Genomic DNA, 24,300 nt, shown 5'->3' with positions numbered 1-24,300 from the left:
AAGATAGCAACGAATTTATTAATAATAGAGGCGCCTTGAGCGCCTTTATTTTGGGTTATCATGTGCGTTTTTAATGGCATGGTAATGTTTGTTTGGAGACTCTGTGAACAAAAAAAACACCACTGACAATAATCAAGCCAAATTCTTAACCGGTTCGACGATGCGACATATTATTGTTATGTCAGGCACCGGTGCTATTGGTTTAATGGCATTGTTTTTAGTCGATTTACTCGATATGTTTTTCATTAGTATGTTGGGGCAAATAGAACTTGCTGCCGCGATTGGTTTTGCCGGAACCCTAGTCTTTTTTTCTACCTCTATTTCTATCGGTACATCCATTGCTGCAGGTGCATTAGTATCGCGTGCTTTAGGTAAAAATGATCGTCATTTGGCGCGAATGATGGCCAGTAACGTGATGATTTTTGCAGTATTAATTAGTGCTATTGTGGTTGGTCTAATGCTATGGCAGCTACCATTATTATTGAATTTGATTGGTGCTAAAGGCGCAGTAGCCAAAGCCGCGACTCAATATTTAGTGATTTTATTACCCAGTGCTCCTTTGATTGCGGTTTCTATGTCTGCTGGCGCTGCATTGCGAGGCGTGGGTGATGCTCGAAGCTCTATGGTCGCAACATTAATTGGCGGTGGTGTAAATGCAGTATTGGATCCATTATTTATTTTTGGATTATCAATGGGCATGCAAGGGGCAGCAATTGCCTCTGTTTTTGCGCGATTAGCTGTTATGTGTTTTTCTTTATATGCCGTGGTATATAAACATCGATTAGTTGCTAAACCTGATTTAAGCAGTTTCAAATTAGCGTTACCGACGGTGGCTAAAATTGCTCTTCCAGCGATATTAACTAATACCGCGACCCCAATTGGTAATGCTGTTGTTACCAGTAATATTGCCCAGTTTGGTGAGAGTTTTGTCGCCGGATATGCTGTTATTGGTCGTATCATGCCGGTATGTTTTGCTTTGGTCTTTTCACTATCAGGCGCTGTCGGGCCTATTATCGGCCAAAACTTCGGTGGTGAACGTTGGGATAGAATTAATCAAATATTACGTGATGCAATGCTATTTACCGCAGTGTATTGTGTGACTGTATCGATTATCTTGTGGTTTGGACAAGACTTATTGATCGCAATGTTTAGCCTTACTGGTGATGCCGCTGAAATTGTAGGTGTATTCTGTAGCTTTATTGCAATTACTTTTATCTTTAACGGCGCATTATTTGTTGCTAATGCCGCATTTAATAACCTTAATCGTCCGACATGGTCAACTGTGTTGAATATGGGTAAAGCGACGTTAGGTACGATTCCATTTGTTCTTATTGGTGGACATATTGCAGGAGCGAGTGGTGTATTGATTGGACAAGCAGTGGGCTCGGTGGTGTTTGGTATTATTGGTTTTAGTTTGGTTATTTATCAAGTTAAGAAAATGGGTCTTGCTCATGAACAACAGCCATTGCAGAGTAATGAAATTCTTACGCCATCAGTTCCTGTTGCACCATTTTGTTCTTCACGCACCTATATGGGGACAGAAGATGTGTTGGAAGAAACGTTGGCGACTGAAATGGAACCTAGTAATAATATAACGTCGTCGAAAAAATTCGATTAATAGTTCATATTGAGTGATATTTATTTTTGTGATTTTTGTCACGCTATCAATGTTCACTAATAGTTAAGCGACAATTTTTTGTCGATTCATGATCGCTATTTTATCTAAGTAGCGATTATTTAAGCGATTTTATTGATCTGAGATGATGAAAAAAGCCCCATAGCCAGAGACAATAATAATACTGACAACCATTTGTCTGAGTGGGAGCGTTGCGATTCTTGCAATTGACCACCAGCAACCAATGTTAGTTTAGCCACTTCACTTCACCTTTAGTTTAAGGAAAATAAAGGTGATGGCGTATTTATTGTTTAAGGGAATAATGTTCTATGCGTCAAAATCTTCGCTATATCATACCTATTCTGATCCCATTAATTGTTTTGTTATTACCAGCATCGGCTTTCCCTATTGAAGGGTTAACGGTGATTCAGCAACGTGTTATTGCTATTTTTTTATTAGCAGCATTGTGTTGGGTGATGGAGCCTATTCCCATTTATGCAACGTCCGTTGTTATTATTGTGCTGGAATTATTATTACTGTCAGATAAAAGCCTGTATTTATTTAGGCTTGATCAAGGACAACCTCATTTTGGTAACTTAATGAGTTATAGCGAGATAATGGCGACCTTTGCTAGTCCTATTATTATGCTGTTTTTAGGTGGTTTTTTCTTAGCGATGGCGGCGACGAAATACCGATTAGATGTCAACTTAGCACGAGTGTTATTAAAACCGTTTGGGCATCAACCTAAATATGTGATGTTTGGTTTAATGTTGATCACTGCTATTTTCTCGATGTTTATGTCAAACACTGCAACGACAGCCATGATGTTATCTATTTTAGCGCCTGTTATTACTCTATTTGGAGCAAAAGATCCCGGAAAAATAGCCTTTGCATTATGTATTCCTGTTGCGGCTAATATTGGTGGTATAGGTACGCCAATAGGTACGCCACCAAATGCGATTGCACTAAAATACCTTACCGGTGAAAACCTGATCACCTTTGGTGAGTGGATGTTCTTTGGTGTACCGTTCGTGGCGGTATTACTGGTATTTGCATGGTGGTTGATCAATAAACTTTATCCTGCCACGCAAGCATCTATTGAACTGACCATTCAAGGTAAATTTCTTAAAACGCCAAAAGCAATTACTGTGTATGTGACTTTTGCTGTGACTATTCTGTTGTGGTTGATGGGTTCTATGCACGGCATGAACTCTTATACCGTGGCGTTGATCCCTGTAGCTATTTTCTCTTTAACCGGCATCATCAATAAAGAAGATCTTAAGAAAATATCTTGGGATGTTTTATGGTTAGTGTCTGGTGGTATTGCACTTGGTTTAGCGTTAGATAAAACCGGCTTAGCCAAGTTAATGGTGCACAGTATTCCATTTGATGCGTTCTCACCGTATGTGGTGTTATTGGGTGCGGCAATGCTGTGTTTATTGATGGCGAATTTTATGTCTCATACTGCAACCGCTAACTTATTAATGCCAATTATGGCGGCATTGGGTACATCAATGGTGTCATTAACACCACTAGGTGGTGAAGTGACGCTAATTTTAGTGGTTACTTTTGCGGCATCACTCGGTATGTCATTACCAATAAGTACACCACCGAATGCATTAGCACATGCAACGGGTCATGTTGAGAGTAATCAAATGGCACGGGTTGGCATAGTAGTTGGTGTGGTAGGTGTTGCATTGAGTTTTGTGATGATTTGGGGCTTACAGCTGATCGGTCATATTTAATCAGTTAACACTAAATACTAAATAAAGGATGATGCCATGAATCAACCTAAAGCACTTAGACGGATAATTGATACCTACTTTCAAGATCCTGCGACGACGATTGCGGTTGTTGCGGGCACTGAAGTTTTGCGTCAAGAAGGTTATAACGACCGTCTATATTGGGTTAAAAAAGGCGAGTTATCTGGCTATTTAAAAAGTAAAGAAAATGGTTTGAGCGCTCAAGTGTTTGTGGTTAAAGAAGGGATGTTTTTTGGTGTCCATAGTTTCTTTGCGCAAACATTAGTAGCGTCAACCACCGTAGTGGCCGAAAAAGACAGTGAAATTGCGTGGATTGATTTATCCACTCAAGCGGTTGAACCTGAGCATTACGGATCATTAGCCGAGCAATTCATGCCCGTCATGGTGCATGAATTGGCAACGCGTCAAATGCTAACGGGCATTGCGGCGTTAGAAAAAGAAAAAGCCCTGCAAAAGCTCTATGCTACAGAACAAATGACAACCTTAGGTCAGTTAGCGGCTGGTATTGCGCATGAACTTAATAATGCGATTGGTGTTATCAGTAGTAAAACGGAAAAAATACAAACGGTGATAAGTTTATTTGTTGAGGATAATCAGCCGCAATTGACCCCGTTTTTACAACATGGGATCACTCACGGACAAACCATCAGTTCAGCGCAAGTTCGTGAGCGCACCAAAGTCTTACAGCAGCAATACCGTTTGACACGAGAACAAGCTCGAACCCTTGCGCGTGCATTGCCAGAAGGCGACGTACCCGCTAATTGGCTCGATGATATTGATGCTGCGTTAAATTGTTGGGATAGCGGCCGTGATTTACGTGATATTCGACTCGCTGCGCGACATGCTGCCAGTATTGTGCGTTCGGTGAAGCAATTAGGGGGCGGTGATCATGCACGTATTCCTGATATTGATATTAATGACACATTGCATAAGTCATTGTCTCTATTGCAAAGTAATTTGCGTTACGTAGAAGTGGTATTACGTCCCGCTATTTTACCACCGTTGACTGCAAGTGTGACTGAGTTAGTACAAGTGTGGGTTAATCTGATCAAGAATGCTTGCGATGCAATGGAACATACGCCAGCACCTCAAATTGAAATTGTTACTCGAAGTGTTAAAAACAAGTTATTAGTCACTATTACTAATAATGGCCCAATGATTGATGAAGTGACGCGACGTAAAATTTTCAATCCTAATTTTAGTACTAAAAAAGGCGGATTATCGTTTGGGTTAGGGCTGGGGTTGGCAATAGTGCAACGTATTGTGAATAGCTATGGCGGTACGATTGCTGTGAAAAGTGATCATCAGCGCACAACATTTAGAATCAAATTACCGATAACGTAAAGGACGGTTATTATGGAAAAAATTACGATTATTTGCGTTGACGATCAACGTGAAGTGCTAAGTGCAGTATTAAAAGACTTAGCACTATTTGAACCTTCTTTTTTATTGGAGGATTGTGAGTCTGCGGATGAAGCATTAGCCTTAATGGATGAACTGGATGCTGAAGGTCAGTTTATTGGGGTGGTTATTTCAGATCACGTGATGCCGGGTAAAAGTGGAGTCGAATTATTAACGGCAGTCGCCAATGATAGCCGCTTTATTCATACTAAGAAGGTGTTATTAACCGGTCAAGCGACCCATCAAGATACTATTGCAGCTATCAATCAGGCACGTATTGAAAGTTATTTTGAAAAGCCATGGGATGCAGAAGTGCTGGTGAACTGTGTGCGAACATTAGTGACAGAATACATTTTTGACATGGGGCTAGATTATACCCTATGGGGGGATGTGATTGATAACACAACAGTTTTAAGGCGTTTACACTAATTAAACTCTGCGGGTGTAAAAATATGCTTACTTGCTGATGATAATTATTATCACTTAAAAGTGGTGAATTATCACTATTTATCTTGACCTTGGACTTAACTCAAAGGTTTATAGTGATCAGTAGTAAAATCTCATAGCACCCAAGGAGAACGATGATGTGTGCTCAATGTCATAATAAAAAAGATCATATCCATACAACCAAATCAACGGTTGCTAATAAAGCGACCGTTACTGTTGTTGCCGCGACGACGGAGTGTTGCTCAAGCGTTACCTCTGAGTGTTGCTCTACCAATAAAGACTCAGAAGGGTATGGTGATAACGATACTGAAGGTCCCGCGGTAAGTGGTTGTTGCTCAACATCGGCCAATGATGCTGTTCATAGTGTCACTAAAAAACCAAGCTTTACCATTACTGGTGCTCATGTAGCTAGTAGTAATACCACAGTTGTAAAAAATAACCATCAAGCTGCTGATAATAACGGTATACATAAACATGATCATAGCGAGCATGTTCATAGTGGCCACTGTTGTTCAGCACCTACCATGAGTAAACAACAAGAATTAGCGTTAGAAGCTTCTCTAACCAATAATGCTCACGGCAAAACATTTAGCTGGAAAGTGTTAGGCATGGATTGTCCTAGCTGTGCCGCTAAACTTGAAAAAGCCGTAATATCACTACCTGCAGTCGATACAGCTAAGGTGATGTTTGCCACTGAAAAATTGATTGTTAATATTCATGATAATCAACAAGCAGATGTCGAAACGCTAAAATCTGAAATAGAAAATAAATCTAAACAAACGGGTTTTACATTAGTTTCTACAACCACGAAAACTGCCGACTTACCGACCCAATCTTTTTTAATTCAGCATTTATCAGTGATTATTATCGCATTGATGATGGTGATTTCTTTTATATTAAATAAAACTGTTTCAGCTGAAGCTGGGCTATTAGCCTTTACGTTGACGACAATTGTCGGTTTATTCCCTATATTGAAAAAAGCGGTTGTTTTAGCGAGATCTGGCACACCGTTTTCGATTGAAACATTAATGTCTGTTGCTGCTATCGGGGCGTTATATCTTGGTGAAACAGCAGAAGCCGCAATGGTGATTCTACTGTTCTTAATCGGTGAGCAGCTTGAAGGTTATGCAGCTTCACGTGCACGTAGTGGTGTAAAAGCATTAATGGATTTAGTGCCAGAAGAAGCAACTGTTATTTTAGCTGATGGAACGAAAACCAAACGGGCTGCTGCTGAATTAAAACCGGGTGATGTGATTGAAGTTGTGCCGGGTGAGCGTTTACCTGCTGATGGTCAAGTACTTGATGTTATAGCTAGTTTTGATGAAAGTGCATTAACAGGTGAATCTGTTCCTGTTGAACGTACTCCTGGTGAAAAAGTCATGGCCGGTAGCATGGCCTCTGATAAAGTGGTGCGCTTAACTATTATTTCAGCTCAAGGTGATAATGCGATCGATCGTATATTACATATGATTGAAGATGCTGAATCTCGTAAAGCACCTCTTGAACGTTTTCTTGATAAATTTAGTCGCTGGTACACACCAAGTATGATTTTATTAGCAGCATTAGTGGTTGTGATTCCGCCATTGGTGTTTGGTCAATCTTGGGATGAATGGATTTATAAGGGCTTAGCATTATTATTAATTGCTTGTCCGTGTGCATTAGTTATTTCAACACCTGCGGCAATTACATCTGGTTTAGCGGCAGCGGCACGTCGTGGTGCGTTGATTAAAGGTGGTGCTGCGTTAGAACAACTGGGTCATATTGAAGTGGTTGCGTTTGATAAAACGGGCACGCTAACGGAAGGTAAGCCTGTTGTTACCGACATGATTTGTTGGGATAACGATGACCATAAATTATTACGTCAAGCGGCAGCGATTGAAGCGGGTTCTTTACACCCACTGGCAAAAGCGGTGGTGAATCATGCTCAACAACAGCAGCTTGTGGTTGTTGAAGCAACTGAGCGTGAAACCTTAGTCGGGCGTGGTATTCAAGGTATAACTGAAGGCGATAAGTTCTTATTGTGTGCCGCTGATCGTTTACCACAAGATATTGTACTAACAGATGCGCAACAGCAGCAAGCAACAGCGTTAGAAAATGAAGGTAAAACCTTAGTGGTTGCTGTTCGTAATTTACAACCTGTTGGTTTAGTAGCGTGGCGTGATAATTTACGTGACGATGCGTTAATTGCGATTGAAAAGCTAAATAAGTTAGGCATTAAATCGGTGATGCTTACTGGCGATAATGCGCGTGCAGCAGCAGCGATTGCGAAAGAAATCAATATTGATTACCGCGCAAGTTTATTACCGGCTGACAAAGTCTCTGAAATTCGTAAGTTGAATGACGTACAGAGTGTGGCGATGATTGGTGATGGTATTAATGACGCGCCAGCAATGAAAACCGCAACCATTGGTATTGCAATGGGGGGCGGTACTGATGTCGCACTTGAAACTGCCGACGCTGCCATTACTCATAACCGTTTAGCTGAATTACCGGTAATGATTGAATTATCGCGAGCGACCTTAAATAATATTCGTCAGAATATCGGTCTGGCATTAGGTCTTAAAGGAGTATTCTTAGTGACTACTTTACTTGGTGTGACAGGGCTATGGGTTGCGGTGTTAGCTGATAGCGGTGCCACCGCTTTGGTAACATTAAATGCGCTGCGATTATTGCGTTTTAAGCCAAAGCAATAACGGGATCCATCGACGACAATAATTAGCATAATAATGATAAGCAGAATAGGTAAACACTATTCTGCTTTTTTATTGTATCGTTAATTGGTCGTGTAATCGACAAGCTAAACGTTAGGCGAACGTTGCTAAATTTTTGTGATGAGGTCGATAGGAAAACGTTTTACTGTGATCTAGATCTTGTTAATTTGTAACGAAAAATTTCATTGCTTTCATTTAATGTGATTTAACTCACTAAAAACAGTTTCAGCTTCCGTTATCGTTACAATAGTTTTTGACAGACGTTGTTGTTATGTTGCGTATTACGTTTGCTGTCAAATAATAAAAATTAACGATAATTATCCATCTCTGTGCCTACAACAGAGCGGTTAAATTTAAAGGGTATCATTATGTCTGACAATAAAGTGTTCCACCTAGGTGTTAATAAAGCCGATCTAAATGGCGCTGAATTAGCGATTATCCCTGGTGATCCTGCTCGTGTAGAAAAAATTGCCAACCTAATGGAAAACCCTGAGTTCTTATCAAGTGCACGTGAATACACCGTATACCGTGCGCAACTAGATGGTAAGCCTGTAGTCATTTGTTCTACGGGTATTGGCGGTCCTTCAACTTCTATCGCAGTTGAAGAATTAGCACAACTTGGTGTGACGACTTTCTTACGTGTTGGTACAACTGGCGCTATTCAACCTAATATCAATCCTGGTGATATGATTGTAACTACAGGTTCTGTTCGTCTTGATGGCGCAAGTCTTCACTTTGCACCAATGGAATTCCCAGCAGTTGCTGATTTCACTGTCGCGACAGCGATGAAGCAAGCATGTGATGATGCTGGTGCGACTGTACACACAGGTGTAACCGCTTCTAGTGATACTTTCTACCCAGGTCAAGAGCGTTACGACACATTCTCTGGCCGTGTTGTACGTCGTTTCCAAGGCTCGATGAAAGAGTGGCAGGAAATGGGTGTACTTAACTTTGAAATGGAATCTGCAACACTATTAACTATGTGTGCAAGTTCTGGTTTACGTGCAGGTTGTGTTGCGGGTGTTATCATTAACCGTACTCAAAAAGAAATCCCTGATCACGCAACACTAAAAGAAACTGAAGCTCGTTCAATTAAAATTGTTGTTGAAGCTGCGCGTCAGATGCTTACTAAATAAATATATACGTACTAAATGTAATTAATAGTACAGATATAGACTCTAAAAAACCGATGCTTATTATGAAGTGTCGGTTTTTTTCGTTTTAATTTTATTCGTAACGTGGATGTTATAATGTTGAATGTGAACAATTAATAACAGAAAATAGCCACTGCCATTATTAATTATAAATATATTAATTAGTTAGGAATTTAACCATTCATTTTTATTTAATGTAGAATAGTTCTTCGTTTTACTGAGTGAAATTATAGATATGATTGATTATAAAATTACCTTTCCGAATGGACATCAAGATACTGTGGCATTGCCTATTTCTCCTGTATTACAGATGAAAATTGCTTATTTAGGTGATGTGTTTGTTGTAAGAGATATTATTGCAACAGTGGGTGAGAACACGACGACGGTTACTTTAGTATTAGATGACGGTCAACATCACTCGCAGAAACCACAAGCTGCTGGGATTGTGTTTAATCGACTTGGATAAGTGGTATTAAACAGCATCAAGCGAGAATTAATATTTGATTTAAATAAAAGGCCTTTCAAGAAGGCCTTTTTTGATCACAGTTCTTTTTATAACAATTTATTACGCTGGATTATGTGCTTCGCCGCCGGCACCTTTAAGCCAATCATAAAGGTGAGTATATAGATCACCAAGTTGATCAGGACCAATAATCGCTAAGCCTAAATCTTGTGCGCGGACTAAATCGTGATGACGTAAAGGACGGAAACTGACAAGCATTGCGCGTGCTTGTAAACCACCAAGCAGATCTCGTAATGATTCTAGCTTGTATAACGTATCATCACCATCATCACGCATACCTTTAGTTTTACACTCAATGATATGAAGCTTATTGTTAACGATGGTTGCTACATCAAGTTCATTTCGTACTTCACGCTCACCAATTTTACGATAAACTTGCACACCTAAAGAGTGATCTTGAATGGTTGGCAGTTTATTTTGAATAGCGCGAACAGTGCTATGAACCAGACTTTCTAGCCACTCGCCATTAGCAAATCGACGTGCTTCTTCATGCTTAAATGTCAAAATACCATCATGGTATGTCGCCAGACCTGTTTCTTCTAAATCTGTCAGTAATGTACCGAGTTCTTTATAGCCTTGCTGTTTTTCACTGAGCTCAACATGCAATATTTGTTCTTTACGGCATGTTGTTGCAAGGTAATTAAGTGTTGCTAAGCCTGGGCCTAATTCTAATGCAGAACTCGCCCAACGTTGACCTAATTCCCATAACTGGTCGTTAAGCGATTCTGGCATTGGATTATCAGATAACTCACAGCGAGCACCAAAGATTGTTAAATAGTCAGTAATTTGAATACGATCTTGAACTTGTTGTTGTTCTCGGTCATTAGGGAATAACCAACACATTTCATCACTGAAAGGTTCTATGACGTAGATAGGCCAATGGAAAGAGCGGAAGACTTCATAAGCAGACAATAAGCGGTGACGTAAACCACAACTTGCATTGAACCATACATCGCGGCTGTCTTGTTTTAATTGGTCAGCTAGTTGGTTAAGGCGTTGTCGAATTTGGGTGACATTGATAATGTCGGGAATGATGAAAAATTCAACAATAATGTTTCGTGGAATCAAAATAGAAGCGAGGCGATCGTATTGTTTTTGTTGTTGTTCAGTACCAATAAACACCATTTTATCTGCAGGTACTGCTTCGTCTAATAATGGAGTGATCAGACGGACTGGATCCTGATCAATAATGCCAACGTGAGTAATCATAATAATCCTTAATGCGCCCAACATATTGGGCGTAATATTGTGGTGCGCATTAAATAAAAGAAATGAAAAGGTAAGCGTGCGCAGCACATCTATAAGGTATGTATATGAGGTTTTTTAGTGTGAAATTCAAGTCAAATTTTATAGACTAATTATTCTCATATAAATTTAGCTTGTTACCTATTCATTTATTTCCTCTAATACCCTATTTTTAGTCATTTTTTTTTAGATATATAACGTATTTTATAAAAATGCCACTGCAATTAATGGCATTTTTTGTTGGAAACATAGTTATCAATAATAACTTACATACTTGGTGGTGTCGGTAGTTGTGACGCTAATAACCAAATAGCAAGAACAAAGAATATTAATCCCATGAATTTATGTTGGTTATTGCGGAATTTTTCATTCTTTAATAATGATTGTCCAAATACACCGATAGTCGTTACTAAAAATAGATTAAATAATAACCCTAAAACATTTAACAATAGTCCAAGTACTAGCATTTGCTCGCCAGACGATGTCGCTACGTGCGTAGAAACAAACTGTGGTAAAAACAGTACAAAGAAAATCAGTGCTTTTGGGTTGAGTAAATTAGTAAACACCGCGCGGCGATATAGCGTTGATGCCATTTTATTGCAATGTTCTAGTTCTTGAGGTGCGTCATCAGGATGAGTACGCATACAGTCCCAGCCCATTTTTAATAAATAAGCGCCACCGACTAAACGTAAAACATGCAATGCGATTGGATTCATTGCAATCAGTGCAGATACACCCAGAGCGGCTAAAATTGTTAATAAAATACCTGAGGTAGCGTTACCTAAGCTTGCATAAATACCGACTTTTCGACCGTAAGTTAAACTTGAACTCGCAATGAGTAACATGTCTGGTCCAGGAATAAGCAATAAGGCGATCACGGCAGTGAGGTAAAGCGGTAATATATTTAAATCAATCATGGTAAAAACAAAGTTGGAGTGCAGAAGACTATATTTTACACAATAAACAGTTTCATTCTATGGCTTATAAACAATAGCTGGTGTTTTTTGCTTCATTGTGATGTTCTTGTGTATTAATTGTCTGTTTTTGGTTATTTGAAGGTAGGCTGATTGGTATGAGTACGGGGTTTTAGAACAACAAAGGTCAGCAATATGTAGCGAAATAAAAAACTGATCATTAACAAGTGCTATTAAAGCTCAAATGTAATGATCAGTTAGTGCCTGTTTTTAAAAATTTTTTGTCTGGTTTTTATTATGCTTTATTGCGGTGGAAATGAAATCGCTCATGAAAGTAAGCTTTTAAATGTTCTTCCATGCTGTGGACTTTATTATCAATCGCTTCACATAAAACGGCATCATTGTTCATTGCATTAACGCGGTTAATAACCATTTCTTCAATGGCTGATTTCTGTGCTTCTGTCAGTTGTGGTTGAGTCGTCATTATTGTTTTTATCCTTATTATCACGATGAATCAGTAAAATATATTAATGGACTCATAGTATCGATATTTATTCAAAGAAGGAATATTTGAATAAATTGTTTGCAGATAAAAAGTAATTAAGGCCTATTGCAGGCTGTGATTTATCTCCCAAAATTGGACTTAATCGCCCTCACAGGTAGAATAGCCACTCACAAGATGAGTACGTTTTTTTAAGGCACGGTTATAAATGGGTCATAACGCGATGAGAAGTAATTTTGAGCTATTAGCTCCGGGTGGCGATATAGAGTCGATTAAAGCGGCAATTGTCGCAGGTGCGGATGCTATTTATTGTGGCCTAGATAATTTTAACGCCCGTAATCGTGCAACCAATATTACGTTTGAAGATTTAAACGGTATTGTTCGCGTAGCGCATCAACGTGATTGTAAGATCTTTCTTACGCTTAATATCATGATTTTAGAAAGTGAAATTCCAGCGGTTATTCGACTGCTAAATAAGTTGGTCAACACTAAAATTGATGGTGTTATTTTACAAGACTTAGGGCTATTTCACTTAATCAAGCAGCATTTTCCAACGCTTGATGTTCATGCATCTACTCAAGTTAATAGTCATAATGAAGGTCAGATTTTATTTATGGGGCAGCTTAACGCTAGCCGTGTAAATTTATCGCGTGAACTTAATATTAAAGAAATAAAACATTTAGCGCAGTTTGGTCATCAGCATAACGTACTGATGGAAGTGTTTGTGCATGGTTCATATTGTATTGGCTTTTCAGGCTTGTGCTATATAAGTTCGGCTAAAAATGGTAATTCAGGTAACCGTGGTCGTTGTAGTCAGCCTTGTCGTGATCAATATCAGACAACCGCGGCGGGAAAAGATTACCCGCTTAATATGAAAGACAATTCAGCATTTTCAAATTTAGAAGCCCTGGCAGATGCTGGCGTATATTCATTAAAGGTCGAAGGGCGGATTAAAAAATCTCACTATGTGTATACCGTGGTGGATAATTGGAGTCGTCAGTTAGATAATTATTGCAAGCAGAAGCCATTATTGGCAGATACGCGTGAGTTATATACTGTATTTAACCGTGATTTTTCAAACTCATATTTAATGGGTGATATCAATAAAGCGATGTTTATTGATAATCCTCGAGATAACTCTGTTGATCACTTTGCACAGATTGCTGATGCTAAATCTGAGACAGAAATTCAAGCGGTTAAGCAAAAGTTATATGATGATAAGACTACTATTATTCAAACTGTGGAAGAGCGAATTGCTGATTTAGATATTAGCTTATTAGCCTTAGAGTTGACGATTATTGGTCAGGTAGGACAACCACTGATTATTCGCGTAACAACGCCATTACAGCAGTTTGAAGTAGCATCAACATCGTTATTACGACAGTCTGAGAATACGGTGCTTGATAGTGATTGCTTTGAAAAACGTTTCCGTAGCTTAAATAACGGCGAATACTTGCTAACACCGATGAATTTAACCCAGTTAGCAAATAATGTAGTGGTGCCGTTTAAAGAACTAACGATAATGCGCGATCAGATTACGTGTGTATTAAATGGCAATCAGCCGCTGGTGGAGCCGTTTGAATTACCAAAAGCTGTGCGAGTGCCACAACCATCACTGACACCGTCGTTATCTGTATTGATTGCTAATCCTGCTGATATTGACGCAGTTAGTCAGCCAAATACTGCAGTGTATTATCAATTGCCTGAAGCGATGGCAATGGAAGGGCTAAAGTTAGTTGCTCTGTTCCAACAAAATCCACATTTGATCCCTTGGTTCCCAGCAATTTTGATTGGTGATAATTACCAAGCAGCAGTGACGTTCCTAGAGCAAGTAAAGCCATCACGTATTGTGACTAACAATAGTGGTGTCGGTTATGCTGCACATCAATTAGGTTTGGCGTGGATAGCTGGCCCACAGATGAACATCAGTAATGGTTTGAGTCTTGAATGTTTACAGCAGGAGTTTGGTTGTGTCGGGGCGTTTATTTCAAATGAGATCAAACGTTCTCAGATCAAACCAATAACAGTACCGACTGGATTTGAGGTTTATTACAGTATTTATCATCCAATGATGCTGTTAATGAGCCGTCAATGTTTATTCCATCAAACCGTTGGCTGTAAAAAGAAGCGTTTTGACGATAAATGCTTACGTAAATGTGATAAGTCTGCATCGATCATTAATCTTACTGAAGCATCATTTGTGGTGGATAAACAGCGAGGAGATCATAATGCGCTATATAACCCTGAGAACTTTTTAAACTTGGATATAGTGGCTGAGGTTCAGAATAAGTTTACTGGCTTTATGGTGGATTTACGCGATATTAAAACCGATACCCAACTGACAGTATCAAAAGCGGAATTGACGACATTATTTAATCAGTATATTGCGGGTAATAATGAACTTGCACGTAGTGAAATTGAAGCCGTTATTATTGGTCATACTTGTAATCAGTACACCAAAGGCTTGTAATAAGTTCGTTGAACAATAAGTAAGCTTTTACAATAAAAAAGCCCCGCAGAACATATATTCTGCGGGGTTTTTTGTTAGCTAACTAATAGCGAACTATTAATTACTTTTTAGCGTTGTCTTTTAGGAAATCAAGTACCAGCTTGCGATCTTTTTCGTTTAGACCTGCGCGTGGGAACATACTATTAGTAATACCTTTCCACTGCTTGTAAGTGAAGTCGCTAGGGTGCGGTGCTGCGTGACAAAGAGTACAGCTACCGTAGAATAACTTCTCACCCGGTGACTGAGCAGGACCTTGTTCTGCGGCTACAGCTTTCAGGCGCTTACCTAATTGTAATGACCAGATATCAACTTTAAAGTCTGATTTCACAATCTTAGGCGGCATGTAAGCTTGGTTTGGTGTTTCCGCATCAGTACATTTCTTAAAGTAAGCCAAACAAGTATTAGCACTGGTTGCTTGTGCTAGACCACTGGTTGGTTGACTACTTGTTAGCATGTTGATTGAACCTGAGTTACAACGGCCTTTGCTATCAAGTTGTAGCCATGCACCTTCGTGAATGTAGATAACGCCAGGCATTGCTTCATCAGTGATACGCGCACCAGCAAGCAGAGTACCGCGGTCGTTATATACTTCAACTACATCGCCATCTTTCACGCCACGTTCTTCAGCGTCTTGTTTGTTAATAAGAACGATTTGACGTCCATCAACAGATTCATAGCTGTTTACATCAGCATTCGCCATTTGTGAGTGCAGACGCATCCATGGGTGTGGACTTAGTACGTGAACTTGACCTTTTTTAGCATTACCTAACCATTCAAATGGTGGAATCCATTGTGGCATCGGTGGGCAATCTTTCGCTTTAAATCCAGCCAGTGTTTCACTGTAAAGCTCGATTTTACCACTTGGTGTATGCAATGGGTTTTTATCAGGATCTGCGTAGAAATCACCATGACGAACAAAGTTATTTGCTGCATCAGGTGTTGATACGTGAGTGATACCATTTTGCCAGAATGTTTTAAAATCTTCTGTTGCATCAGAAGCTTCATAAGAAGCTTTAACATGTTGGTACATTGTTTTACCGTCGGTAAATTCTTTATGTACGTTAAACATGAAAGCAAGACGTGAGAAGATTTCGTAGTCATCTAAGCTTTCACCTACAGGCTCAATAACCTGACGCATTGCGTAGATTTTGTTGTTGCTGTAAGTACCGCCAGATGAAATATCATCACGCTCAAGAGTGGTAGTGGTTGGTAATACGATATCAGAGTATTTTGCTGTTGCACACCACCAAGGTTCATGACAAATGATGGTATCAATATTATCGTTCAGCGCCTTGATTAACTCGTTAGTGTCTTGTTGGTGAGACAGTAAGTTATTACCCGCGTTGTAGATAAGTTTAGCTTTTGGCAAGGTGAGGTTTGAACCATCACGGGTATACGCTTTACCTGGGTTTTTCAGCATGTCTGAAACCATAACCACAGGACATGTTTTAGTGATTGGGTTACGGCCTTGTGATAAACCGATAGGCATACGCTTACCAGATGCTGGCATGCCGCCGTTACCATAGTGCCAACTAAAGCCTGCACCTTCACCTGGTTTACCAATTTTACCTGCAATGGCTGCAAAGTTGATAATAGACCAGTGGATCATTTCACCGTGGTCTGCACGCTGTAGTGCCCAACCAGCTGCAATTTGTGTACGTTTAGTTACACATAATTCAGCAAGCTCTTTAATTTTCGCGGCTGGTAAACCTGTAATTTCTTCGGCCCATTCTGGTGTTTTAGCAACACCGTCTTCGTCGCCAATTAAATAAGCAAGGTATTTATCAAAGCCAACGGTATATTTATCAATGTACGCTTTATCGTGTTGGCCTGTTTTATATAAGTGATAAGACATTGCAGTAAATAGAGCAGTATCCGTATTAGGACGGATATTGATCATTTCACTACCAACGGCTTTATCTGTTTGGGTTTGTTGTGGGTTAATAGAGATAAACTTAATCCCTTTAGCCTTAAACGCTTCCCAATGTTTTTGCATTGAGTGATCAGCTACACGGAATTCTACACGGTTTGTTTTCCAAGGGTCACAACCAATAAATAGCACCGCTTCAGTATTTTTTTCAACGATTTCCCATGCGGTTTGTGGAGAGTAAACTTCCATGTCACCGATGACGTGTGGAAGGATAACTTCTGAAGCTCCTGCAGAGTAGTCACCCGCACAAATACTTTGACCACCAATAAGGTTAAAGAAACGACCTTGTAGTGTTTGAGGGCGGTTAACACCACAATGTGACCAACCACCGTATGAAGAACTAAACAGTGCCTCGTTACCGTGTTTCTCAACTGTACGAGCGATACAGAAAGCCGTTAATGCAATCGCTGTGTCCCAATCGACACGGACAAAAGGTTCTTTACCACGAAGATGAGGATTGTGATCGCCTAATGGATCTTCCAATAGTGATTTACGTACCATTGGATATTTAATACGTGTATCGCTGTAAGTACGGCTTAATACACCTTTTGTTAACATTTCTGTTGGAAATGGGTCAACATCGTTAATCGGTTGAACACCAATTAATGTTCCGCTTTTTACGACTGCTTTAAAAGGACCATAGTGTGTTGCAGATGGAATGGTAATTGTATCAGATGCAAATACCTTCCCTGCAGGGAAAAGGGTAAGTCCGTTAGCAGCTATGGCTGTTGCTACCGAACCTTTTAAAAAATTACGACGTGATAGGGTCATGATTGTATTCCGAGACAAACCGAATGATTAACTATTTAAGTAACATAAGCACAACTTAAATAGTAGACGGTATAGTGATCTATTATTTTAGTATTTCTTGATAGGCTACACGGAAATACAAAATATATTAGGTTGCTAAATGGAAAATAAGTTTTCACAAAAAACCATAATAGACGCTAATGTTTAATGTTCAATGTAAATAAGTAAATGGTTAGCACAATAATCAAAATACAATTGATAACTATTCTCGATAGTCGACTATCTGTATAAATTTTACAGTATAATATACCATAAAGATATTGCTATCTTGTTGTTATGATTGCATTTTATCTTTTGATTTAAGCCGTATGGTGTATTGTATTTATTATTGTAAAAGACTATTTAGGTTATTAATATAATTAGTGAACTAACTAATTTTTTTTTTGTATCGTTTTGCAGAAACAACTATGATCAATTGTGATATTAATATTTTTATATATTAATAGCGTCCATTGCCCTGTTAACATTCAAATGTTAGTTTGTGCTTAACATTTTTTTTAACGTTGTTTTGACGTTTAATTCATTTTGGACCATCCATGAAGAAGCTATGGCGTTTTTTAGTAAAGCCAAGTAGTCGCTATTCTGTATTAGCGATTGCTGTTGTCTGTGTGATTATCACATTAGCTGGTGTGTTTACCTTTCACGAATCGATAAAGTTTAGTTCGACTACTGAGTTTTGTACTTCATGTCACTCAATGAAAGAAAACTATAACGAATATAAAACCAGTATTCACTACAAGAATGCTTATGGCGTGCGCGCTGAATGTCGTGACTGTCATATCCCAGAAAATAACCCGATTGCTTTTATGAAAGCAAAACTGGGCGGTGTGGGCGATATCTATAGCGAATTCATCAGTAAAGATATTGATACACCAGCGAAGTTTGAAGCGAACCGTTTACGCCTAGCACAAAATGTGTGGCGTATGATGGCTGAAACAAATTCAGCAACATGTAAGAGTTGTCACTCATACACAGCAATGGATCACGCGAAGCAATCGCCAGCAGCAGCAGCAGCCATGACTGGCGCAGCAGCAAAAAATATGAACTGTATTGAATGTCATAAAGGTATTGCGCACCAGTTGCCACATATTAATAATGACTTCCAAGCAACATTTAAACAGTTAACAATTAACTCTGGTGAAGCGCCTGCAACGAAAACGCTTTACACATTAGCATCTAAGAAATTGTATACCACTGACTCTGCATCAGGCGATGAACAAGGTCAGTTATACCCTGCATCAGAAGTGCAAGTGTTAGGTACAAGTGGCGACATGCTTAAAGTACAAATTACTGGTTGGCAGCAACAAGGTTCAACAACCGGTATGTTAGTACAAGACATGGCGAAGCAGATTCAGACCGTATCACTGAATGCCGATCTACAAAAATCAGCAACTATTCTAAATACAGTGAAAGCTGAAGATGGTCAGACATGGCAGCAACTACAAGTATCAGTATGGATCACACAACGTAATATGCTAGCAAGCATTAAACCAATCTGGGCTTACGGTAAAGAGATCTTAGATGCGAGCTGTGGTCAGTGTCACGCAATTCCAGATCCAAAACACTTAACTGCAAATGGTTGGGTTCAAGGACTGAAAGCGATGCAACAGTACTACATGCTGAATAAAGACGAAGAGCGTACCTTGCTGAAGTATCTACAAGATAACGCAAAAGATGCACCTGCGGCGGCAGGGCAAGCAACTGAGTAAATCACTCGTTGAAAAATAGATAGCTTGCGTTAAACACAACGTCAAGAACCGAAAGGGGATCTGAGAAATCAGGTTCCCTTTTTTTTGTATTATACAGTGTGATGCTCTGTAATTTAGTGAGGGATCTACCATGAAAAAAATGAGTTTAACCTTATGCAAACTCAACAAAGAAAATAACGTAAAATGCATGTGGATAAAGCTAAACAGTGTAGTAAGTTAACATACATTCTTTTGGGCTCTGGACGAGATGGAAATGCGCGATCTTATCAAAATATTGGTGTCAAAGATGAGCTAGTGCGTGGCGGTGAAGTGATAACAAGAAATAATAAATACTATATTGAATTAACCAATGCTTCTTGTTTAGTTGAAAGCATAGTGTAAGAGAGTATTGGTTAAATTTTTATTGATGAATATACAAAAGACTGAATATCACTATTCAGTCCTTTGGTTTATCTCGCTAACTTACCTTATGCAGTCACTTCTTGTTTTTGCACTTGAGGCGCAAGCTGATCTGTCAATTTATGCATTTCAGGTAACATACGGTGGATCAAGTGAAGTTGCTGTAACACCATACGTACCGAGGTGCAGTCTTCATCTCGCCATTGTCCTAAACGCTGATCCAAATTGACATCTAACGCTGGCGCTCTTTGACATGCGTTACCTGATAATTGCGTCGCTAAACATTCTAAGTGAGTGTGAATAATGCGGTGTGCTTCTGACACTAACTGGTGAGTCTTATCATCATCAAGTTGTGTTCTGTGAGCCCCTAATGCCGAAATATAACTTAGCATTGCATGGTTTAAGGTTAAGAAACGGAAACTTTCATTCGCATCAATTTGGTAACGCTCAGGCTCTGCCAGCATATTACTGATTGCCGTATTTAAATGAGCATCAGTATTGTGGGCATCTCGGCGTGAAATACGGTAACTTAAGCTATCACGTTTACCGATACGGTACTGACCAATAATTTGTGCTAAGTAATCTTTATTGGCATTAATTGCTCCAGACATTGCCTTGTGTAAACGCTTAGATTCCCAGTCTGGCAGAATAAAGGTTACCGCTAATACTGCCAGTAAACAGCCAATCAAGGTATCGCCTAAACGAGGCAGAATAACCGCATAACCTTCACCTAGTTGGTTAAAACAGAACAGTACTAGCAAGGTAATAAACGCTGTTGCCCAACCGTATTTAACCATTCTAAACGAGAAGAACAGCACACCAGCCACCACCATCAGCACTAACTGACCTTCTTGTCCCGGAAATAAATAAAGCAGGGGAATACCCGCTAAAATACCGCCAATAGTACCTATCACACGTTGGCGTAATTTTTGGCGGGTTGCACTGTAGTTTGGCTGACATACAAATAGCGTGGTGAGCAAAATCCAGTAACCACGTTGCAAATCGAATACTTGAATACACCCATAGCCGACGGTTAATGCAATCGCCATACGAATAGCGTGACGAAACAGCATCGAATCAGTATTACATTGTGCACTGATACGTTTTACTAACTCTTTAACACCATGGGCTTCGTTATCAGCTAATTGGATATCATTTTCTTCTTCTACATGCGTGGCATCAGGGTTATTGATATTCATTAGCTGACGTTCAACAGTTGCCAAGTTATTAAATAGAAAATCAAGCTGGATCAGCAACATCTTCCACTCAGGCTTATTTTGATCATGTAAATATTGCAGTGAGTCTTGCAGCTCGTTTAATGCTTTGAGGCTCTTTTCATCGTGGGTATAAGATTTTCCCATTGCTAACGCCGTTGAAATATCACGGCATGCAATAGCTTGTGAGCGTAATAAACGTTGAAAACGGAACAGAACATCGCTGCGGTTAAAGTTGGCGGCGAGATCTTGATAGCGATAGTGTGAAGAGCTTGCACGCTCATGAATATCTTGTGCCATAAAATAAATGGTCAAAAAACGATCACCTGTAGTATTGGGTTGTCCACGGCGAGCACGATGCAATAGGGTAGCTTTGGCTATGTTTAAGGCATTTACCACCCGCGCATTTTGGCTTGCTGCTTTTAAACGTAATGGTTGAGGCACTAAATCAGCGACAGGTTCAAAAAGCTGACTTTTATGATCAAGGTAATCAGCACATTCACTAAAGACGTTAGCAAGGCTTCGTTGTACTGGTTGGTTAGGCCACAAAATATGCCATGTTAATGATAAACAGCCATACCAGAATGCGCCGCCAAGGAGTAGCATTGGTTGATACCATAAGTTCACACTATGATCGGCACCAAGCATGGTGTAAACCGCTAGTAATAGTGAAGCAAAGGCAATGCTGGCATAACGTGCCCCCATCGCACCAAGCATAATAAAGCCAAATGTTGAGCAAAATAGACCGATTGCAAAGAAAATGGGGTAGTCAAATAAGACTTCAATAGAAAGAGATGCAATCAAAAAACAAATTAGAGTAATGGCTAGGCCTTTAATGCGGCCGGTTAAATTATCATCAGATTCTGCCAGCGCCGCAGCAATTATGCCAAGTACCAAAGGGGTAACAGCATGGTTTGCCTTGAGGTACCAACATGGTAATACAACACCAACAAGAGCAATAAACACGCGAATAGAGTAATTTATACGATCATTGACCCAGTAGTGGCGAAAGTTTACATGTAAGTCTTTAGTTTGCATGGATATTAACAATCTTCTGATAATAATGAATGGAGAAAACGATAGAATTCTCTAACGTTATAAAAACGTCACTAAAGATAACAGAAATATAGTTATTGCTGATCAAAAAAATTAACGTTACTTCGTGGAATAATATTTAACCAAATAGACGTTTCAATACTATGGCTACACGAGAGTTATTGATATTCTAAGCGACATTATCCCGATAAACGGGTGACAAGTAATGATTCAATCGAGGTTGAGTAACTCGGTTACCGGCCAGTAATGAGTATTACAGCCTAATTAAAGCATGGAACAATTGGTGGAATCACAATGCAATTAAGTGCCAGTCGACTAGCACAATGGTTAGTTCAAGGTGATTATTACAGTATCGCTTTAGACGGTAATAGCTTGGTATTAGATAGTCAGACCACGTCTGATGTTATCAGTTTTGATGACTGGGATGGGTCAGTTGAAATCCATCGCGGTGTATTATGGGGTGCGCTTGAGCTGACGTCTTCTAACCAACAATACTGTTGGACAGTTCATGGCTTGCCTTGGCACGAATGTAAATCTTTCGCTGCATTTTTAGTCCGTAGTTATCAGGATTGGGCACAAAACCGAGTTGATAAACTAGATGCAATGTTGCCTGAAATGCTGCAACGAATTGCATTGTTTTCAAATAAATCAGGCTACTTGCGTCATTCTGAACATCATGAATTACATCAGTTTCTTAATGATGTCTTACAAGATTCAGATCTAAGCCCTGAGCTTGCTGCAACGTTTAGACCCCGTAGTTTTGAAACAATCTCCCCTTGGTTGGGTGAACATCAGGCATGGGTTGAAGAGCATAATCAACAATGGTTAGTTCAGCAATCACAGAAATGGGGCTCATGGTTTGATAGCTTTGAGAAATCGCCATTAAATGAATCGCAACGTAGAGCTGCTCTGATTAACCAAGACTATAATTTGGTATTAGCGGGAGCAGGTACGGGAAAAACCAGTGTATTAGTTGCTCGTGCTGGTTATCTTATTGCTAGTCAGGCAGCAGTGCCAGAAGATATTTTGATGTTATCGTTTGGGCGTAAAGCAGCCGAAGAGATGACTGATAGACTAAAGCAAAAGGTCAGTGATCGGGTTAAAGTTGCCACTTTCCATAGCCTTGGTTCACAGATTATTCGTGATGTTGAACATGATAAACCCAACGTAGCTTCTATTACATTAGATGTACGTGCCCGTAGTGCATGGGTGGCAAGGATGTTAATTGAGCAATGGAATAACTCAACAGCAGCCAGTAAATGGCAACGTCATCTTACTCAATGGCGAGTACCTGGATTTAGTAAAGAAAACTCAATGGAACAACAAGCTGAAAATGAACAATTACAGGCTTGGATATGGCGTCATATTGAGTTGCTTGGTCAGTCGGGCATGAAAAAAGAAGCGTTGCTTGAGGCGATTGTAAATAATAATAATCCAGCAATGCGACCACGAATGAAAAGTGAGTTAACGTTATTATGGCCATGTTATCAAGCCTATTTACAACACTTAAAAGTGAAAAAGCAAATAGACTTTAATAGTATGATTGAGGTCGCTACCGAGTATGTTAAAACAGGTAAGTTTGTCTCGCCGTGGCGTTATATTATGGTTGATGAGTACCAAGATATTTCACCACAACGATTAGCGTTAGTTGAAGCGTTATGCCATCAGAAAGTGACGGGTCATACGACACCAACGTTATTTGCTGTTGGAGATGATTGGCAAGCTATTTATCACTTTGCAGGGGCTGACGTTAATTTAACCACTGATTTTGAAGGCCGTTTTGGCAATAGTAATATTAGTGAGCTTTCAACAACATATCGCTTTAATAGCATGATTGGTGAAGTGGCTAATGTCTTTATTCAACAAAATCCAAGTCAAATTAAGAAGCAATTAACCAGTTTTACTAAGCAGAGTAAGAAAGCGGTCACTTTATTAGCAACTGATTTATTACCACAAGAGTTAATTCGTCTAAGTAAACATTATGAGAATAAGACCACGACTGTGTTGATTCTTGGTCGAAACAATAAGCAGAAACCTGAGAAATTTGAAACTTGGAAAACACAATGGCCGCAGCTTAACTTGAAATACATGACATGCCATTCCAGTAAAGGGCGTGAGGCTGATTATGTGTTTATTGTTGATGTTAATAAGGGGATTTTCCCATCACCGGATCGTGAAACAGGTTTAGCGGCAATTATGCAATCGCGTACTGAAACCTATAATGATGCGGAAGAAAGACGCTTATTTTATGTGGCTTTAACACGAGCGAAAAAGCACGTGTGGGTGTGTGCTAATCCAGATAAAACATCACCGTTTATTAATGAATTAATTGAAGATAAGTACCCGGTTAATAATAAAATTAAACGTACTAAATAAACACGGTTGATAAAATAAAGCT

17 protein-coding genes are annotated in these 24,300 nt (G+C 39.5%); 11 read left to right on the top strand and 6 right to left on the bottom strand.

The window, feature by feature from the left end; genetic code table 11:
• The first annotated feature begins 178 nt into the window (after positions 1–178).
• Positions 179–1,618: an MATE family efflux transporter gene (locus BTN98_RS07635; protein WP_231730728.1), complete on the top strand. Its 1,440-nt coding sequence runs from the start codon at positions 179–181 to the stop codon at positions 1,616–1,618.
• 119 nt (positions 1,619–1,737) lie between these two features.
• On the opposite strand, the gene BTN98_RS20300 is transcribed toward BTN98_RS07635, so the two are convergent.
• Complete coding sequence (locus BTN98_RS20300; protein WP_156451844.1) at positions 1,738–1,875, bottom strand: hypothetical protein; 138 nt, start codon at positions 1,873–1,875, stop codon at positions 1,738–1,740.
• Between the two features lie 69 nt (positions 1,876–1,944).
• Here BTN98_RS20300 and BTN98_RS07630 point away from each other — a divergent pair, with 69 nt between their 5' ends.
• The 6 genes from BTN98_RS07630 to BTN98_RS07605 all read left to right on the top strand — a co-directional run bounded on the left by BTN98_RS07630 (position 1,945) and on the right by BTN98_RS07605 (position 9,557).
• Positions 1,945–3,360, top strand: coding sequence for an SLC13 family permease (locus BTN98_RS07630; RefSeq protein WP_061000089.1), 1,416 nt, complete (start codon positions 1,945–1,947; stop codon positions 3,358–3,360).
• A gap of 36 nt (positions 3,361–3,396) precedes the next feature.
• Positions 3,397–4,722 carry an ATP-binding protein gene (locus BTN98_RS07625; protein ID WP_061000090.1) on the top strand — a complete coding sequence of 442 codons (1,326 nt, stop codon included), beginning with the start codon at positions 3,397–3,399 and terminating at the stop codon, positions 4,720–4,722.
• A gap of 12 nt (positions 4,723–4,734) precedes the next feature.
• A complete protein-coding gene (locus BTN98_RS07620; protein ID WP_061000092.1) occupies positions 4,735–5,208 on the top strand; it encodes a response regulator in 474 nt (157 codons plus the stop codon).
• Between the two features lie 155 nt (positions 5,209–5,363).
• Entirely contained in the window at positions 5,364–7,919 is a 2,556-nt protein-coding gene (locus BTN98_RS07615) for a zinc/cadmium/mercury/lead-transporting ATPase (protein ID WP_061000095.1), read from the top strand.
• Positions 7,920–8,305: 386 nt separating this feature from the next.
• A complete protein-coding gene (udp, locus tag BTN98_RS07610) occupies positions 8,306–9,073 on the top strand; it encodes a uridine phosphorylase (protein WP_061000097.1) in 768 nt (255 codons plus the stop codon).
• Between the two features lie 253 nt (positions 9,074–9,326).
• Entirely contained in the window at positions 9,327–9,557 is a 231-nt protein-coding gene (locus BTN98_RS07605; RefSeq protein WP_061000099.1) for a hypothetical protein, read from the top strand.
• 99 nt (positions 9,558–9,656) lie between these two features.
• Here BTN98_RS07605 and BTN98_RS07600 read toward each other — a convergent pair whose 3' ends face one another.
• The 3 genes from BTN98_RS07600 to BTN98_RS07590 all read right to left on the bottom strand — a co-directional run bounded on the left by BTN98_RS07600 (position 9,657) and on the right by BTN98_RS07590 (position 12,257).
• Positions 9,657–10,823 carry a Card1-like endonuclease domain-containing protein gene (locus BTN98_RS07600; RefSeq protein WP_061000102.1) on the bottom strand — a complete coding sequence of 389 codons (1,167 nt, stop codon included), beginning with the start codon at positions 10,821–10,823 and terminating at the stop codon, positions 9,657–9,659.
• A 302-nt stretch (positions 10,824–11,125) separates the two neighbouring features.
• Positions 11,126–11,776 carry a LysE family translocator gene (locus tag BTN98_RS07595; protein ID WP_061000106.1) on the bottom strand — a complete coding sequence of 217 codons (651 nt, stop codon included), beginning with the start codon at positions 11,774–11,776 and terminating at the stop codon, positions 11,126–11,128.
• Positions 11,777–12,068: 292 nt separating this feature from the next.
• Positions 12,069–12,257 carry a hypothetical protein gene (locus BTN98_RS07590; RefSeq protein WP_061000109.1) on the bottom strand — a complete coding sequence of 63 codons (189 nt, stop codon included), beginning with the start codon at positions 12,255–12,257 and terminating at the stop codon, positions 12,069–12,071.
• A gap of 241 nt (positions 12,258–12,498) precedes the next feature.
• On the opposite strand from BTN98_RS07590, the gene BTN98_RS07585 reads away from it, so the two are divergent.
• Complete coding sequence (locus BTN98_RS07585; RefSeq protein WP_061000148.1) at positions 12,499–14,745, top strand: peptidase U32 family protein; 2,247 nt, start codon at positions 12,499–12,501, stop codon at positions 14,743–14,745.
• Between the two features lie 100 nt (positions 14,746–14,845).
• Here the strand turns inward: BTN98_RS07585 and BTN98_RS07580 are convergent, their stop codons facing one another.
• Positions 14,846–17,485, bottom strand: coding sequence for a molybdopterin-dependent oxidoreductase (locus tag BTN98_RS07580; protein WP_061000112.1), 2,640 nt, complete (start codon positions 17,483–17,485; stop codon positions 14,846–14,848).
• A 575-nt stretch (positions 17,486–18,060) separates the two neighbouring features.
• Here BTN98_RS07580 and torC point away from each other — a divergent pair.
• Positions 18,061–19,233, top strand: a complete 1,173-nt coding sequence (torC, locus tag BTN98_RS07575; RefSeq protein ID WP_061000114.1) for a pentaheme c-type cytochrome TorC — start codon at positions 18,061–18,063, stop codon at positions 19,231–19,233.
• Positions 19,234–19,422: 189 nt separating this feature from the next.
• Positions 19,423–19,614, top strand: a complete 192-nt coding sequence (locus BTN98_RS20475; RefSeq protein WP_146107008.1) for a hypothetical protein — start codon at positions 19,423–19,425, stop codon at positions 19,612–19,614.
• Positions 19,615–19,700: 86 nt separating this feature from the next.
• On the opposite strand, the gene yccS is transcribed toward BTN98_RS20475, so the two are convergent.
• Positions 19,701–21,884 (bottom strand): YccS family putative transporter, encoded by a 2,184-nt coding sequence (gene yccS / locus BTN98_RS07565; protein ID WP_061000118.1) that lies wholly within the window; start codon positions 21,882–21,884, stop codon positions 19,701–19,703.
• Positions 21,885–22,196: 312 nt separating this feature from the next.
• Here yccS and helD point away from each other — a divergent pair, with 312 nt between their 5' ends.
• The gene (gene helD, locus BTN98_RS07560) at positions 22,197–24,278 is read left to right on the top strand and encodes a DNA helicase IV (RefSeq protein ID WP_061000120.1); all 2,082 of its coding nucleotides are present in this window, start codon (positions 22,197–22,199) and stop codon (positions 24,276–24,278) included.
• The last annotated feature ends 22 nt before the right edge of the window (positions 24,279–24,300 follow it).

The organism is Photobacterium aquimaris, assembly GCF_002954455.1.
Lineage (GTDB): Bacteria > Pseudomonadota > Gammaproteobacteria > Enterobacterales > Vibrionaceae > Photobacterium > Photobacterium aquimaris.
The sequence above is the reverse complement of the archived record's forward strand: the minus strand, read 5'-3'. Positions and strand labels throughout refer to the sequence as shown.

Excerpts from the sequence above, each read along its gene's own strand:
- BTN98_RS07635 (WP_231730728.1), top strand. The coding sequence starts at position 179 with ATGTCAGGCACCGGTGCTATTGGTTTAATGGCATTGTTTTTAGTCGAT.
- BTN98_RS07630 (WP_061000089.1), top strand. The coding sequence starts at position 1,945 with ATGCGTCAAAATCTTCGCTATATCATACCTATTCTGATCCCATTAATT.
- BTN98_RS07625 (WP_061000090.1), top strand. The coding sequence starts at position 3,397 with ATGAATCAACCTAAAGCACTTAGACGGATAATTGATACCTACTTTCAA.
- BTN98_RS07620 (WP_061000092.1), top strand. The coding sequence starts at position 4,735 with ATGGAAAAAATTACGATTATTTGCGTTGACGATCAACGTGAAGTGCTA.
- BTN98_RS07615 (WP_061000095.1), top strand. The coding sequence starts at position 5,364 with ATGTGTGCTCAATGTCATAATAAAAAAGATCATATCCATACAACCAAA.
- udp (WP_061000097.1), top strand. The coding sequence starts at position 8,306 with ATGTCTGACAATAAAGTGTTCCACCTAGGTGTTAATAAAGCCGATCTA.
- BTN98_RS07605 (WP_061000099.1), top strand. The coding sequence starts at position 9,327 with ATGATTGATTATAAAATTACCTTTCCGAATGGACATCAAGATACTGTG.
- BTN98_RS07600 (WP_061000102.1), bottom strand. The coding sequence starts at position 10,823 with ATGATTACTCACGTTGGCATTATTGATCAGGATCCAGTCCGTCTGATC.
- BTN98_RS07595 (WP_061000106.1), bottom strand. The coding sequence starts at position 11,776 with ATGATTGATTTAAATATATTACCGCTTTACCTCACTGCCGTGATCGCC.
- BTN98_RS07590 (WP_061000109.1), bottom strand. The coding sequence starts at position 12,257 with ATGACGACTCAACCACAACTGACAGAAGCACAGAAATCAGCCATTGAA.
- BTN98_RS07585 (WP_061000148.1), top strand. The coding sequence starts at position 12,499 with ATGAGAAGTAATTTTGAGCTATTAGCTCCGGGTGGCGATATAGAGTCG.
- BTN98_RS07580 (WP_061000112.1), bottom strand. The coding sequence starts at position 17,485 with ATGACCCTATCACGTCGTAATTTTTTAAAAGGTTCGGTAGCAACAGCC.
- torC (WP_061000114.1), top strand. The coding sequence starts at position 18,061 with ATGAAGAAGCTATGGCGTTTTTTAGTAAAGCCAAGTAGTCGCTATTCT.
- yccS (WP_061000118.1), bottom strand. The coding sequence starts at position 21,884 with ATGCAAACTAAAGACTTACATGTAAACTTTCGCCACTACTGGGTCAAT.
- helD (WP_061000120.1), top strand. The coding sequence starts at position 22,197 with ATGCAATTAAGTGCCAGTCGACTAGCACAATGGTTAGTTCAAGGTGAT.